This is a genomic window from Lacinutrix cladophorae (assembly GCF_053604645.1).
On the sequence record NZ_JBSHNR010000119.1, the window covers coordinates 454,098 to 469,338 of the forward strand.

The 15,241-nt window shown below is 31.1% G+C and carries 16 protein-coding genes and 1 riboswitch; of the genes, 5 read left to right on the forward strand and 11 right to left on the reverse strand.

All coding sequences use genetic code 11. The annotated features are described in order from the left end of the window. The first annotated feature begins 9 nt into the window (after positions 1-9). On the forward strand, positions 10-792 hold the full coding sequence (locus ACVC3Y_RS12375) for a carboxypeptidase-like regulatory domain-containing protein (RefSeq protein ID WP_303423900.1): 783 nt from the start codon (positions 10-12) through the stop codon (positions 790-792). Positions 793-858: 66 nt separating this feature from the next. Here the strand turns inward: ACVC3Y_RS12375 and ACVC3Y_RS12380 are convergent, their stop codons facing one another. After that, positions 859-1,518, reverse strand: coding sequence for a TrmH family RNA methyltransferase (locus tag ACVC3Y_RS12380; RefSeq protein WP_452227063.1), 660 nt, complete (start codon positions 1,516-1,518; stop codon positions 859-861). Positions 1,519-1,600: 82 nt separating this feature from the next. On the opposite strand from ACVC3Y_RS12380, the gene ACVC3Y_RS12385 reads away from it, so the two are divergent. After that, complete coding sequence (locus tag ACVC3Y_RS12385) at positions 1,601-2,278, forward strand: SIR2 family NAD-dependent protein deacylase (RefSeq protein ID WP_303423902.1); 678 nt, start codon at positions 1,601-1,603, stop codon at positions 2,276-2,278. A gap of 15 nt (positions 2,279-2,293) precedes the next feature. Here the strand turns inward: ACVC3Y_RS12385 and ACVC3Y_RS12390 are convergent, their stop codons facing one another. From ACVC3Y_RS12390 to ACVC3Y_RS12405, 4 genes are read right to left on the reverse strand one after another with little or no spacing between them, the layout of a single operon-like run. Beyond that, on the reverse strand, positions 2,294-2,677 hold the full coding sequence (locus ACVC3Y_RS12390; protein WP_303423903.1) for a VOC family protein: 384 nt from the start codon (positions 2,675-2,677) through the stop codon (positions 2,294-2,296). 24 nt (positions 2,678-2,701) lie between these two features. Further along, positions 2,702-4,270 carry a serine hydrolase gene (locus ACVC3Y_RS12395; protein ID WP_452227064.1) on the reverse strand — a complete coding sequence of 523 codons (1,569 nt, stop codon included), beginning with the start codon at positions 4,268-4,270 and terminating at the stop codon, positions 2,702-2,704. A gap of 36 nt (positions 4,271-4,306) precedes the next feature. Beyond that, positions 4,307-5,542, reverse strand: coding sequence for a glycosyltransferase family 4 protein (locus ACVC3Y_RS12400; RefSeq protein WP_452227065.1), 1,236 nt, complete (start codon positions 5,540-5,542; stop codon positions 4,307-4,309). A gap of 44 nt (positions 5,543-5,586) precedes the next feature. Then, a complete protein-coding gene (locus tag ACVC3Y_RS12405) occupies positions 5,587-6,060 on the reverse strand; it encodes a heme-binding domain-containing protein (RefSeq protein WP_452227066.1) in 474 nt (157 codons plus the stop codon). 37 nt (positions 6,061-6,097) lie between these two features. On the opposite strand from ACVC3Y_RS12405, the gene ACVC3Y_RS12410 reads away from it, so the two are divergent. Continuing rightward, positions 6,098-6,658: an adenylosuccinate lyase gene (locus ACVC3Y_RS12410; protein WP_303423907.1), complete on the forward strand. Its 561-nt coding sequence runs from the start codon at positions 6,098-6,100 to the stop codon at positions 6,656-6,658. 175 nt (positions 6,659-6,833) lie between these two features. Then, a complete protein-coding gene (gene purB, locus ACVC3Y_RS12415) occupies positions 6,834-8,177 on the forward strand; it encodes an adenylosuccinate lyase (protein WP_303423908.1) in 1,344 nt (447 codons plus the stop codon). Positions 8,178-8,252: 75 nt separating this feature from the next. On the opposite strand, the gene ACVC3Y_RS12420 is transcribed toward purB, so the two are convergent. The 4 genes from ACVC3Y_RS12420 to ACVC3Y_RS12435 form a co-directional block, all read right to left on the reverse strand. After that, complete coding sequence (locus ACVC3Y_RS12420; RefSeq protein ID WP_303423909.1) at positions 8,253-8,795, reverse strand: DUF4252 domain-containing protein; 543 nt, start codon at positions 8,793-8,795, stop codon at positions 8,253-8,255. A 13-nt stretch (positions 8,796-8,808) separates the two neighbouring features. After that, on the reverse strand, positions 8,809-9,399 hold the full coding sequence (locus ACVC3Y_RS12425) for a DUF4252 domain-containing protein (RefSeq protein ID WP_452227067.1): 591 nt from the start codon (positions 9,397-9,399) through the stop codon (positions 8,809-8,811). A 101-nt stretch (positions 9,400-9,500) separates the two neighbouring features. Beyond that, complete coding sequence (locus tag ACVC3Y_RS12430; protein ID WP_452227068.1) at positions 9,501-9,938, reverse strand: hypothetical protein; 438 nt, start codon at positions 9,936-9,938, stop codon at positions 9,501-9,503. After that, positions 9,925-10,434: an RNA polymerase sigma factor gene (locus ACVC3Y_RS12435; protein ID WP_303423912.1), complete on the reverse strand. Its 510-nt coding sequence runs from the start codon at positions 10,432-10,434 to the stop codon at positions 9,925-9,927. The genes ACVC3Y_RS12430 and ACVC3Y_RS12435 overlap by 14 nt, the downstream gene beginning before the upstream one ends. Before the next feature lie 134 nt (positions 10,435-10,568). Between ACVC3Y_RS12435 and ACVC3Y_RS12440 the strand changes: the two genes are divergently transcribed. Beyond that, positions 10,569-11,990, forward strand: coding sequence for a S41 family peptidase (locus tag ACVC3Y_RS12440; RefSeq protein WP_452227069.1), 1,422 nt, complete (start codon positions 10,569-10,571; stop codon positions 11,988-11,990). Between the two features lie 65 nt (positions 11,991-12,055). Here the strand turns inward: ACVC3Y_RS12440 and ACVC3Y_RS12445 are convergent, their stop codons facing one another. Together ACVC3Y_RS12445 and ACVC3Y_RS12450 are read right to left on the reverse strand one after the other, a co-directional pair. Then, complete coding sequence (locus ACVC3Y_RS12445; protein ID WP_452227070.1) at positions 12,056-13,120, reverse strand: YncE family protein; 1,065 nt, start codon at positions 13,118-13,120, stop codon at positions 12,056-12,058. A 3-nt stretch (positions 13,121-13,123) separates the two neighbouring features. Next, positions 13,124-14,959, reverse strand: coding sequence for a TonB-dependent receptor plug domain-containing protein (locus ACVC3Y_RS12450; RefSeq protein WP_452227071.1), 1,836 nt, complete (start codon positions 14,957-14,959; stop codon positions 13,124-13,126). Between the two features lie 27 nt (positions 14,960-14,986). After that, positions 14,987-15,182: riboswitch (cobalamin riboswitch) on the reverse strand. Positions 15,183-15,241: the final 59 nt, after the last annotated feature.

Consider the following 15,241-nt stretch of genomic DNA (forward strand, 5'->3'; position numbering starts at 1 on the left):
ACCACAAATATGAAGAACGGCTTTACTTTATTTATTTTACTATTAACCTTTACTTTTAGTCAAGCACAAGACTTGCCAACTAAAGTGATAGGTGTAGTAATTAATGCTGCAGATGACACCACTCTAGAAAGTGTAAATATTGTAAATCTTACACAAGTCGTTGGAACAACTACAGATGAAAAAGGTGGCTTTGAACTAAAAGCGAAAGCGAATGATACATTGCATTTTTCTTATTTAGGTTTTAAATCTATAAAAGTTAGAGTAACAAATGACTGGTTAAAGTACGGAAGTGCTAATATTGCATTAACAGAACTAGCACTAGCATTAGAAGAAGTTGTTGTAACACAGTTCAAATTAACGGGGTATTTAGAAGTTGACATTAAAAATGTTCCAGTAAATAATAATTACCGATATGCTATTTCTGGTTTATCTAGTACTGGTTATGAAGCTGGAAACAATTCGCCAAGTGCTGTTACCAAAGTACTAGGTGCTATTTTTAATCCTGCAGACTTTTTATATAGAATGTTTGGAAGGCAACCTAATGAAATGCGTAAGTTGAAAAAGATGAAACAGGACGACGAAATACGAAAACTTCTTGCTACTCGTTTTGACAGAGAAATGCTTATTGCATTATTACAAGTAGATCGTGTAGATTTAGATGAAATTATAAGTCAGTGTAACTACTCTAAAGAATTTATTAATACAGCTAACGATCTACAAGTATTAGATGCTATTAGTGAATGTTATGAAGAATACAAGGTTTTAAACAGAAATAGGTCTGGAAAATTTTAAATACTTAATATAGTACTATTTATAAAAGCGTAATCCAATTGGGTTACGCTTTTTTTTTATCTAAAATTACTTACTCTCATCATAATAACGAGCTATAATTTGGTCATAGCTTTTAATCGTTTTTTTAACCCAATCTAATCGTTTTGCATTTTGTTCCTCTTGGCTAAGTTGCCAAGCAATATCACTACGTCTTAGTTTTGCTGTTACCTCTTGTAAAACAATCGCAGCACTAACCGATATATTTAAACTTTCAGTAAAACCTACCATTGGTATTTTTAAATAGGAATCTGCTGTATCTAAAACCTCTTGACTTAACCCTTCCGTCTCTCTTCCAAAGAAAAAACAAGACTTTTTAGTAAAGTCAAAATCTTGCAATTCACAATCTTCTGTATGTGGTGTTGTGGCTACAATTTGATACCCTTGCGATTTTACAGCAGCAATACAATCTTTAATAGAATGAAACCTATTTAGGTCTACCCATTTCTGTGCTCCCATTGCTATTTCTCTATCGATACTTTTGGTATTTACCTCTTCTACAATATTAAGTTCTTGTATTCCAAAAACATCGCAACTACGCATAACCGCACTCGTATTGTGTAATTGGTATACATCTTCGGTAGCAACCGTAAAATGCTTGGTTCGCTGTTTTATTACTTTATTAAAACGTGTTCTTCGGTTTTCGGTTAAATAGGTTTCTAAGTATTCTAGGAGTTTTATATCTGTCATTTTTCTTACTAAAAGTCAAATTTAATTAAAAAAGAATGGATTACCACTTTCGTAGGAACGACAAAAAAAGTAATTTTATAAAATGAAGAACATGATAGTATTAACTGGAGCAGGAATAAGTGCCGAAAGCGGTATTAAAACCTTTAGAGATGCAGATGGTTTATGGGAAGGACATGATGTAATGGAAGTTGCTTCTCCTCAAGGATTTGCAAACAACCCAGCTTTGGTTTTAGACTTTTACAACCAACGAAGAAAACAACTTTTAGAAGTACAACCAAACCAAGCACATTATGATTTGGCTACTATAGAAAAAGATTACAACGTTACAATAATTACACAAAATGTAGACGATTTACACGAACGTGCTGGAAGTTCTAACGTTATACACTTACATGGCGAATTATTAAAAGCTCGTAGTGTTAATAATGAAACCAACATTCAAGAATGGAAAAAAGATTTATTACTTGGTGATCTCGATACCAAAGGACATCAAATGCGACCACATATTGTTTGGTTTGGTGAAGCAGTACCAAAGTTTGAAAAAGCTGTAGAAATTTGCCAAACAGCAGATATTTTAATGATTATTGGTACTAGTATGCAAGTATATCCTGCTGCAAGTTTAATGCATTATGTACCAGAAAACACTGCTACTTACTTTGTAGACCCTAAACCTGCTGTGTCTAGTAATAAAAATCTAACGGTTATTGCTAAACCTGCAACTGTTGGTGTAAAGGAAGTAATACGTTTATTGAAGGATTAGATCTTTTCTAAAATTCTAAATAGCATTATTTACTTCAATCCAATACTTATCTGGATCTTGAAAATACACTTGTTGAATACCGTCTTTTCTTACATAATCTTTATTTACAGTACCCAGCCAATCACTATATGCTACATCTAGAGCTTTTAAATGCTGCACAAAAGAATTTAAATCTGTAATCGCTAATGCAAAATGAACTGCTTTATTGGTTTTCACTTCCAGGTTTGGCCTAGGAATTAAGTGCAATTGTTTTCCTGCACCAAAAGCAAGCCATCTCGTTTTAGAATTAGAAGCTGTATTTTCAATTTCTTTAAACTTAAAGACCTTCTGATAAAACGCAATAGATTCGTCTACATTTTTTACAGATAGTGCTATATGATTGAATGAAAAAGTAAACATGGTTTTATAGTTTAATATTTTATTCTACTCTTCTACTCGGTTTAAATCTAAATCATGAAAATCGAAACTAAAATCAATATTTGGAGAAATACCTTTGAGTTTCATGTTTTTTGCTTTTCCGTTTTCATCTAAAGAAAATGTTACAAAAGCATCTGCATTCATATCTTGATATTCCCATTTAACGGCAAAGGTTTCTGCTTCATAAAATTGTAAAGGTCCATTTAGTTTTGGAGATCTATGAAATTGTAACCATAGTTGGTCTTTTTTCATAAAAACTTCACAAGTACCAAACCAATTATCTTTATAAACCCCAATATACTTTTGAGTATCTATAGGGTTACTTGCATTGTTTTTAACTGTTTCCCATACTTTATCTGTAACAGCATCTCCTTTTTTTTCTTTAGATTTTAAGTAATCAGAATATTTATCTATCCATTTAAAATCGTCTAATTTTAAATACTTATCTAAAATAGTTTGAGAAACAGAAGAAAATAATCCTGCTCCATCATCACTTGTATTGGTTAAAATAACAATTCCTAAATTCATATCTGGAATTAAAACCGTTTCCGATAGCATTCCTGGCAAACCTCCTGTATGCTCTACTTTCATGTTCCCTAATACATCGGAAACAAACCAACCTAAACCATAACCTGAAAAATGCGAATTATATCTCGGGTTTTTATTGACTCCCATAACCGTGTGTATTTTCCACATTTCGTCATGATTGGTAGCCGAAAAAAGTTCTTTATCTAGATTCTCCCCGTATTTTCCAGCATGTAATTGTAATAACATCCATTGGCATAAATCGTCTACATTAGAAAAGATACCTCCTGCTGCACCATTCATCATTTCTTCAAAGGTTGGAATTATTTTTATCTCTCCTGTTTCAGTACTGTGTGAAGCAGATAAGTTAGAAGTATCTTTTATTTCTGCTAAAGAAGCATAAGTATTATCCATTCCTAAAGGCTCCAGAATACGTGTTTTAGTAAAAGCTTCCCAAGTCATACCACTTTTTCTAGCAATTAATTCGCCTGCAACAAGATATAGCAAGTTATCATAATCCCATTTGGTTCTAAAAGCTGAAGACGCTTTAAAATGTTGAAAACTGGCTAATAAATCTTGCATAGTAAAATCGGTTCCATCCGGAAAAAACATTAAATCTCCAATTCCTAAAGGTAAACCACTACGATGCGTTACTAAATCTAGAATACTAAAATTTTCTTCTACATAATCATTATACATCGTGAATTCTGGAATATGCGCTTTCACTTTATCTTCCCAATTTATTTTACCTTCTTCTACCAAAATGGCTAATCCAACAGTTGTAAATGCTTTACTATTGGAAGCTATTGCGAATTGCGTATGCTTGTTTACTGGTTCTTTAGTATTTATAGATTTTACACCATAGCCTTTGCTATGAATTACCTTGCCATCTTTAACAACTGCAACTGCAGTTCCAGCGACATGAAACTTAGTCATGGCATAATGAACAATAGAATCGATTTGTTGCGAAGATACTTGAGCATGTGTACTATTAGTCACTAAGAATAAAGTGAAAAGCATGCTTATAATAATTATTTTTAATGGTTTCATATGTTTTATGATTAATAGCTTCTTTTAAATATACAATTATTTCTTATTTTTTTCGGCAATCCACTTACTCATAAATTTGGTGCTCTGCAACGTATGATGCATTAGCATTTGTCCTGTAAAGTTATTTTGCCTGTGCTTACTTAGTTGTGGTATTATTTTTTCAAGAAGTTTTACAAACTCTTTTTCAATTTCAACTTTATTAAATCGATTATTAAGTACTTGAAATCCGTTTTGTTGTTTTTCTTTCCAGAGTATTTCCTCTTTATAAATCGCAACCGCTTTCTCTGCAAACTCGAGCGGTATATTAGTAATAAACCCGTTAGGTTCTAAATTACCATACATACCTTCTGCTCCAATAGTTGTTGTTACGCAAGGTGTTCCGTTTTGCATGGCTTCTACTAGTTTTCCTTTTAATCCTGCGCCAAACCGAATTGCTGCTAAACATACTTTTGCACCTTGCATCACTTGATTTGCATCTTCGGCAAAACCTTTTATTAAAAAGCTTTCTTTTTTATTATGCAACTGATTTACTTTTTGACTTGCATAAGATCCATAAATATGCATTTCTGCTTTTGGTAATTGTTTACGTATTAAAGGCCAAAGGCTTTCTTTTAAATATAAAACTGCATTATAATTAGGTTCATGTATAAAATTTCCTATAGTTATAAAATGTTCTCGTTTTTGAAAAGTTGGTAATCTCTCGATAGCTTCCAAAGCAACACCATCTAACATAAATGGCAAATAATGCAATAAAGTTTCAGCTATTTTAAAACGGTTTTTTAAAATTTCTATCTCTGCTTCCGAAATAATTAAACTTAGATCGCATCTATAAATACTAGCAATTTCACGTTTTGTAGTATCGTTAAACAAATAGGAATCATCAAAAACTTGCTTCTCTTTAAAGGCTTGTTGTCTTCCTTTTCGTAAAAAGTGCAAATCTTCTGTATCGAGTATTCGAAGTGCCATTGGGCAATTTTCGGCAACTCGCCATCCAAATTGTTCTTCCATCATAAAGCGATCAAACAACACAACATTTGGATTTAGGTTTTCTATAAAAACATCAAAACTCGTATTATTTAATTCGATAGAAACTTGCTCAACTCCTATAGATGTTAAGTTAAAAGCATTGTCACTTTTAGCACAAGGACTAGCAAATGTAATTTGATATGCTTGATTTTGAAACACCTCAATGATTTGCATCATTCGACTTCCTGCTGCAGAGCTTTTTGGTTCTGGCCAGACAAAACCAATTATTAAGAGTTTTTTTACCACAAATACACAAATGTTTTTTATACGTACTGTATATTATTTACTAACTACTCTGGTTTTGGAGTTAGACTATATTTTACGCGCACATTTTTTGCCCAATTAATAACAGACTCCATTTGCGCGTCGGTAAGTTTTGCTTCAGTATGTGTCCAGGTATAAGAAGGTAAAGGCATTTCCTTTTCTTCTACCATTTCTATAAGTTCTTCAAATTTATGATCTTTTCGTTTTACCGAATTTGCTTCCCAACCAGAAACATTAAAATGTTTTTTTCCATCATTAACATGACTTGCTAGCCAATAATTTACGGGAGTTATTTTGTTATACCAAGGGTATTTAGTTACATCACTATGGCAATCATAACAACTCGTTTTTAAAATAAGTTTTACATCTTCTGGTGGATTTGTATCTGCTTCAAAAGCGATAATAGAAGTAAGTTCTCCTTCGTTTCTTTCAGGTCCGAAAAATTGAGCAATCACAAATACAACAAGTAAAAGCAATAGTATCTTTTTTATCATCTTCATTTTTATTAGTTTTATTTTTTAAAAATAAGAAAACCTTTTGACTACTGCGCAACTTTATCAAGAATTAAATTATGTAAATCACTCTCGTGAAAAACGCTTGTATTATGCTAATTTGGTAATTAAAAATCCTAGTTTAATCGAGAAGCTTTTAGAAATTCTTTTTATGGTAGACGATAAAATTTCGCCACGAGCAGCTTGGGTTTTTGAGTTTATGTGCAATGAGCATTTGGAAGAAGCGATTCCGTATCTAGATTATTTTACAAAAAACATGCATAAAGTGCATCAAGATTCAGCCGTTAGACCTGTTGCTAAAGTATGTGAGTATTTAGTAAAAGCATATTATTCTAAAAAGGAAAACAGGATTAAAACGGAATTACTTCCGAGACATCGAGAAAAAATTATAGAAGTCTGTTTTGATTATATGATTAATGACGAAAAGATTGCACCTAAAGCTTACTCTATGAATTCGCTGTATTTACTTGGTAAAGATTACGATTGGATTCACCCAGAACTTGTTTTAATTTTAGAGCGTGATTTCCAGATGCAAAGTTCTGGTTTTAAGGCGAGAGCCAAACATATTCTCAAGAAACTGAAATAGAAGCTGAAAATAGGGCTTAAAAAATCATTTCATGCACTTTCCTTAGATTGAAGAAGGGTAGATTTTATTTAATTACAACAAAACAAATTTAAAACCTTCAAAAATCATAATTCGAAATTCGTAATTCGCAATACAAAAACCTATATTTGAAACTTCTTAAAAAACAACACACACTATGTCTTTAAACACACTAAATGCCATTTCACCAATTGATGGACGATACAGAAATAAGGTGGATGAATTAGGTAAATATTTTTCGGAAGAAGCACTTATTAAATATCGTGTTTTAGTAGAAATTGAATACTTTATTGCACTTTGCGAAATTCCTTTACCACAACTAGAATCTGTAAACAAATCGATTTTTGAAGATTTAAGAGCTATTTACAGTGAATTTTCGACCGAAGATGCATTAGCAATTAAAGATATTGAAAAAGTTACCAATCATGATGTTAAAGCTGTTGAATATTTTATAAAAGAAAAATTTGACCAACTAGGTTTACAAGATTACAAAGAGTTTATTCACTTTGGGCTTACTTCTCAAGATATCAACAATACTGCAATTCCGTTAAGCATTAAAGATGCCATGAACGATGTATATGTTCCAGAATATTTTGTAATTCTTAACCGTTTAAAAGAGTTAGTAAAAGATTGGTCGCATGTTTCTATGCTAGCAAGAACACATGGTCAACCAGCTTCGCCAACAAGATTAGGAAAAGAAATAGAAGTATTTGTAGTTCGTTTAGAAGAACAATTTAATTTATTAAATGATATACCAAGTGCAGCTAAGTTTGGTGGAGCAACTGGAAACTTTAATGCACATAAAGTAGCATACCCAAATATAGATTGGAAAGCATTTGGAAGCACATTTGTTGCAGAAAAACTAGGTTTGCAACATTCTTTTCCAACCACACAAATTGAGCATTACGACCATATGGCTGCTTTATTTGATACTTTAAAAAGAATAAATACCATCCTTATAGATTTAGATAGAGATATTTGGACTTATGTTTCGATGGATTATTTTAAGCAAAAAATTAAAGCTGGAGAAGTTGGTAGTAGCGCCATGCCACATAAAGTAAATCCTATCGATTTTGAAAACTCGGAAGGAAACCTAGGAATAGCGAATGCTATTTTCGAGCATTTATCTGCAAAATTACCAATCTCAAGATTACAACGTGATTTAACAGATAGTACCGTTTTACGTAATGTTGGTGTACCTTTTGGACATACTTTAATTGCTTTTAAAAGTACTTTAAAAGGATTAAATAAATTGCTATTGAATGAAGCAAAATTTGCGGAAGATTTAGAAAACAATTGGGCTGTTGTAGCAGAGGCAATTCAAACTATTTTAAGAAGAGAAGCATATCCAAATCCATATGAAGCTTTAAAAGGTTTAACAAGAACTAACGAGAAAATAACGAAACAATCTATCGCAAATTTTATTGATACTTTAGAAGTATCTAAAGAAATTAAAGAAGAATTAAAAGTGATTTCGCCTAGTAATTATACAGGAATATAATCTCTTATATTACATATAAAAAAGGCTTACCAAATATTTGGTAAGCCTTTTTTTATTGAAAATTAACTAAAATTATTATTTAAAAAAATTCATAATTCCTTTTAGTTGCTCATCGTCTACTTTTCCTTTATTCATTGATTCTGCCAGTCGTACCAGTTTTGCAGGACTCATATCGTCGCCCAAAATACGTAAAACACCAAAGCCATATTCTTTAGAGCTTCCAAATACAATAAATTCATCTGCTAAATCATTATCTCCAATATATTTTACAGATAATTTAGAACCAAACATATTAAAATCTCCTAGTTCTATATATCTTTCATCTGCTAAAATAGAAGCAACTTTGGCCATTTCTACTTTATAAGTATTTTGATTGCTAGAGTCTAATTTAAATCCTAAAAAATTTAGTTTATCGATAGAGTTATATGCTTCTTTTTCATCTTCACTAAGGTCTGCATTTTCAAAATCTACAATACTAGTAGGTATATCTACAGTTGTAAAACTTGCAGATTCTTGATTATCTACAAAGTAAGTTTGTAAAGATTCTTTATTGTTACAACTTACTAACAAGGTTATTGTTAGTAAGCTGCACAAGATTGTTTTGATTGATGGTTTCATGTGTATATATTATTTATTTTTTATCTTCTAAATGTTCTCCTCCAGGAATATTCATTTTTTTGGTAAGTTTAGAAACTTGTTTTAAGTCTATATCTCCTGTTAAAGATACAATTACGGTTTCAAATTTACGTTGCGTACCATTTACAGAAACGTCAGATCCTTCCATGTGTTTACTAATTCCGTTTACAAAAATTAAAAGCTCTTTTACGTGATCTTCATCTTTTCCTTCTTTGATATAGAATTTAATAACAGTTCCATCATCTTTAACTTCCATTAATTCTTCTAAACTACTTGCTTTAGAGGTTACCCAAGAAGTTAAATCTGCAGAAATTGCACCTTTTTCGGTAATTATAGTTTTTAAACTAGTAATACTATTTACCATTTCAAGATATTCATTTGCTTCAGGATCATCGGAATCGATATCCATTTTTGCTAACATTTGAAACATTTTAGGTTTAATATTTACATAGGTTACATCTGCATTGTCGCTATATTTGGAAAATATATCTTGAGCCATAGATGTTAAAGGCATCATTAATAAAGCCATTGCGACTAAAATTACATTCTTTTTCATTTTACTTATTTTATTTATTTGTGTATTCATTTTTGTAGTATTTATTTGTTATTAATTGTAAAAATGTGTTCGCCTATTCTTCCTCTTTTAGATTTGTTTTAAAATAAGATAGATGGCTAGGTACATGTTTTCTATTTTTTAAAAATTAGACTAGTAGTATTATCTACTTCTGCTAAATAATTGATACTTGAAGCTCCTTTATTGAACTGCGTAGAGATCATTTCTAAAGATTTTTTCACTTCTAGGTATGCCATTTCAGGATCATCATAAGTACCTAAATCTTCTGCAGAAGTTAGAGGTGATTTAAAATAAAATCCTAACATAAGAACTGCTACTGCTGCAACCGAAATCCATTTATACAAATTGTTTTTGTTAGTTTTTAATGGAACGTCTTTTGTAAACTGCTCTTCTTGACTTACAGAAAAATAGGCAAACATTGGTTTATACATTTCTAAATGTGGCGCTACAGTCTCTTGTTTAAAATAGTTTTTTAACTGCTGCTCTTCTATTAGCGATGTTTCGCCATTGTCGTACTTTTCTATTAATTCTTCTATATTATCTAACACCATAATTGTGTGTTTTTGTTAATTTTTCTCTTATTGTTTTTCTTGCTCTAGACAATGCAACTCGCACTGCTGTATTATTCATATCAAGCATCTTGCCAATTTCGTCAAAATCATACTGCTCAATATCCCTTAATTGCACTACCAGCTTTTGTTGTTCTGGTAAATCTTCCATTATTTTAGCAACCCAATCTACACTATCACTAAATTCTAATTGTTTTTGTAAAGATGTATTGTTGTCTTGGTAATTACTATGCACTAACTTTAAATTTTGTGCTTGTTTCGATTTTAACTTATCTAAACAAAAATTTTTCGTCATGGTCATAGAAAATGCTTCTACGTTTTTATACTCTTGCATTTTTGTTTTATTCTTCCACAATTTCAAAAGCACTTCTTGTGTTGCATCTTCTGCTTCTTCTCTAGACACTAGCAATCGTTTTGCTAAACGAAACACCTTATCTTTAAAAGGCATTACAATATGTAAAAACTCAGTTTGTGTCATTTTTTTGGTTTTGGTTAAAACTGCTTGGTAAGGGCTGTTTGTATTACGACGAACAACTTTACATTTTGTTACAATAAATTTTTATTTGCAGATAAAATAAGTACTTTTAAAAGAAAAAAGAAAACTTTATTGCTATGATACGTTTAAAAAAAATTATACTTCTATGCTTTGCTGCTACTTTATGTACAGCTTGTTTTGAAGATTTAGATGACAACCCTGTAACCGCTTCCGAAATTAAAGATTTTGTTTGGAAAGGAATGAATTACGCCTATTTATATAAAGAAAACAAACCGGACTTAGCTGATAATCGATTTTCTAGTGATGCCGATTATTCTAGCTATTTAAACTCTTTTGAAACTCCTGAGGCATTATTTGAAAATCTAATTTACGACAGACAAAACACCGATAGATTTAGTTGGATTACAGATGATTATATTGCCTTAGAAGAAAGTTTTGATGGCGTAAGAACAAGCAATGGTTTAGAATTTGACTTTTACTATGAACCAGGAAGTAACACCGAAGTTTTTGGAATAATTAAACTGGTTTTAAACAATAGTCCTGCGGAATCTCAAGGATTGCAACGCGGACAAATATTTAATGCTGTAGATGATGTAGCCTTAACCGAAAATAACCTAGGCACTTTATTAAACCAAGATAATTACACCTTAAATTTAGCAACGTATAATGATAATAACACGCCAAATGATGATAGTGATGACAGTATTGAAGCGACCAACGAAACAGCAACTTTAACTAAAGTGGCTTTTACAGAAAATCCAGTATATAAAACGGAAATATTAGAAGTTAACAACCAAAACGTTGGTTATTTAATGTACAATGGTTTTACAGCCGATTTTAACAATCAATTAAACAATGCTTTTGCTACACTACTTAGTAATAATGTGCAACATCTGGTTTTAGATTTACGATATAATCCTGGTGGATCTGTAAATACTGCAACACTTTTAGGAAGTATGATTACTGGACAATTTAATGGAGAAACTTTTGCTAAGCTAATTTATAACACCGATTTACAAAGTAGTAATACCGAATATCGATTCACAAATTCTTTTGATGGCAATAGTATTAACAGTCTTAATTTACAAAAGGTATATATTCTTACTACTGGAGCATCTGCTTCTGCAAGCGAAATGGTTATTAATAGCTTAAAAGCGTATTCGCAATTAGAAGTGATACAAATTGGTTTACAAACTACAGGGAAATCGCAAGCATCCATTACGCTATATGATTCACCAGACTTTGGACGAAGTGGAGCAAGCCCTTTACATAACTATGCTTTACAACCTTTAGTAGCAAAAACTGTTAACAAATTAGATGTAAGTGTACCTAACGAAGGATTAATACCAACTATAGAAATAAACGAAGATCCAAGTAACTATGGTATTCTAGGAGATGCTAGTGAACCTTTACTAGCTGCAGCATTACTACATATTTTACAGAACGGAAGGTTTGCACAAACCAAAACAAATAATTTTAATAAGATTAAAAATAAAGTGGATTACAACCCTTTTGAAAACGGTATGTATTTAGATTAAAATATATGTAAACTAAAAAAAAGCCACTCTACGGAGTGGCTTTTTTTTTATATAATTAAGTAATATTAATTAAAATGAAAACTATTTGGTCCTACTCCTACTGTTATTGTATTTAATAAAGAACCGCTTAAAGAGTATTCATATACATTACTGTTAGAGTTAAAATCTCCTCCATCGGAAATATAGATTTTATTATCTTCTACATTAAACCCATACATAACACCATATGTAGATGTAGAATTATACGTTAATAAAGCGATATCAGAAATAGTAGTACTACTCATAGAAGCACTATAAACCGAAGCGTCTACCGTAAAGTAAAAAGTATCGTCTTCTATTACTAAGTTTTTAGCTGCAACTAATGAAGCTGGAAGATCTATTGTACTTTCAATAGCATTCGTAGCTGTATTGATTTTAAAAATTTTTCCATTAGATCCATAATCATAAGATAATAAGAATAAATCATCATCTTCTTCTATTATGGAATTTGGAGAGTTTCCTACCCCCAAATCAATACTAGTTAATACTTGTGTATTTGTATTTAAAATAGTTACCGCATTTCCACTTCCATAATATCCATTAGAAATATACACATAATCATCATCTGAAGTAATTTTTTCTGAATAATCACCAACAATTATAGTTGTCGTAGAATAATCATTAAGGTCGATAACAGTAAGAAAATCATCTGCTCCTGTGTTCCATTCTGCAGAGTTAGTGACATAAGCTTTTCCGTTTTCAACAGTACCAAATCTAGGTGCAGAAAAATTAGAATTAATAGTTGTTATGTATTCAAAAGTATAACGATCAACAACCGTTACTTGATTTGCAGATCCAGAAATAATAAATGCTCTAGTATCATCAAAAAAGATATCTTGTAAGTAAGAACCAATTTCATCTGCTGTTGGATTTACTAGTCTAAACACATCTTCTACAATAATACCATCATCACCTACAAAAGTAACAGATGCTGTTGCAGGATTACCATTTCCTTCATTCAACACAAAATAACCATTATCATATGCTCCTAAGCTTGAAGAACCGCTATCATCATTATCATCATTACTACATGAAGTTATTAATACACTTAAAAGAAGCGTAAAAGCTAAAAATTTGAATTGTTTTTTCATTGTTTAAAAATTATAGTTAAAGTAAAAATTATAGTTAATTCCAGGCATGTAGCGACTTGCTACACTCTGATAGTTTATATTATAAAGGTTTTTAATTTGTGCTCCTAAAGTAAATTGTTTCTCTTTTCCAAAGGCGTAAGAAAGCCCAATATTAGAAACAAAATAAGCATCTAATATGTATTTAGGATCGTCGTCTTGTAAAGTAAGAACATCGCCCACATAAAGTGTTTGGTAATAAAAAGAAGCGCGATTACGTTGATAATTAAAAGTAGCTGTTGCCTTGTGTTTTGGCACATAAATTAACTGTAAATCTGTTTCTTTATTTTTTGAAACAGTATACGCATACGTTCCTCCTAAAGTAAACTGATGTTCTTTTAAATGATATTTTAAATCTAATGTAGATTCTAAACCATAGGTTTCTACATGGTCTGTATTTATAGGTTGCCAGTTACTTCCTGAAGGGAGCCAACGAATCATGTCTTTTATATCATTATAAAAACCTGTTGCAGAAAAAGAGACGTGTTTAAAATCTAATTGATTTCCTATTTCTATTTGCTTAGAAGTTTCTGGTTTTAAATTGGTATTACCACTTCCTTCCCAATACAAATCATTATAAGTAGGAATTCTAAAATTCTTAGAACCATTTACATTTACCGTATAATACTTCCCAAATTTATATTGCAATCCTAGACTATACAGCAATGGGCTATCATAATTACTAGTAACTTCTTTTCTTAATGTGGCTTCGTAAAAAAAGGATTTAATTTGTTGTTTGTATAATAAACTAAAACTAGAAATGGTTCGTTCGTTTTCACCTATATCAGAACCTTTACCTAAAGTATTTGTAATATCTACAACCCCTTGCAGCATGGCATCTTTAAATACACGATAACTTAAATCGTATTTACCTATAAGGGTTTTTGCTTCACCAAAAGAGAATGTTTCAAAATTACTATTCGCAAAATATTTATACTTTTCGGAAAGATATACTAGTTTTAAAGTAGATATAAATTTTCCATATATACCATTCCATTCTAGCATATTTCTAGAATTTAAATCTTGGTATTTTGTAGGTGTTTCTGAAGCGAATATAAACGAAAATTCACGTTCACCATCGTATAGATAAGTATACAACTTCAGAATATTCTTCGCATTTATTTTATATCCAAAATTTGCAGATATACTCTGATTGTAAAACGCACCATTAAGATTGGTTTTATCACTATCTACATAATCGTAATCATTGTCTGAACTCGACCTGCTAAGTGCAACATCGACGCTAAATTTTTTAGAAGAAAATACAGACTTCACACCAAAATCTAAAGTATTAAAACTCCCGTAATTGGTATAAACAAAATTGTTAAAGCCTTCATTAAAAGCGATATTATTATTTAAGTGAATAGAACCGCCAATAGCACCACTTCCATACAGCACACTCCCTCCACCACTTCTAATACTTACTGCATCAAAATTGCGAATATTAATAGTATTAAAATCAGTCTGTCCATTAAATTGCGAATTGATATTAACCCCATTCCACACTACTGCAGTTTGCTGTGCTGTGGTACCTCGAAATGATGGTGAGGAAACCATACCTAAGCCATTTTCTTTAAAATAAATAGCCGAATTATTATTTAACAACTGGGTTAAAGAAGGAGCGCTTCTATTTAATAATGTATCTTTTAATGTAGCAACTTTTTGTGTGTTAGAAAAAGTTTTTAGGTGCCTATCAGACTTTAAAACTACTTCATCTAAATGTTGTACAGAGTCAAGCTTTGTTTGCGAAAAACAGTGAAAGCTATAAACAATACCAATTAAAAATAGAATACCTTTTTTCATAATCTTGAAATCTTTCTCCCGAAGATTTGTTGAATGCTGAAATTGGCAGGTCTCCTGACTTACGTCTTCATGTTGGTCTTCCCAGAAATTATTTCCAGTGACTTGAAGTTTAACATGAAGCTTTATAGCTTACAGTTGCGGGAACAGTTCTAGATTTTAACTAGATTCCCTTTTAATCGACTTTGCATCATTGCGAAGTCAAACCAAAATTCTCGGCAAAAATAGATTCTTTTTTAAATGCAAACTAATTTAAACTCACTTTTTCTTATTCATTTTATAAAT